1 pseudogene is annotated in these 255 nt (G+C 39.2%); it reads right to left on the reverse strand.

The features are described 5' to 3' along the window. A pseudogene (locus tag ACYQ4S_RS12850) lies at positions 1-255 on the reverse strand (helix-turn-helix domain-containing protein); the annotation flags it as partial.

The raw sequence follows: 255 nt of genomic DNA on the forward strand, positions 1-255 counted from the left end.
TTGTCTCGGAAAAAGTTTTTATAGGCTCTTTCCAGATTCTGTTGGGCATTCGCTAATGCTAGACTATCCACTTCTTTCAAAAACGGACATTCTTTTTTGTATTGCGCCGGTGTATTGTGGAGCATTTATTTTGTTTCTTTGTAGTGGTTGATTTTGTCGCTGAGCATTTGGTTGTAGATGAAGCGGGCGCAGCCAAAACAATTCGCAAAATATTCTTTTTGCTGTTCGGTTGGGTATAATCTGTACTTGTATGCT

It is taken from the genome of Alkalibacterium sp. s-m-28 (assembly GCF_054658175.1).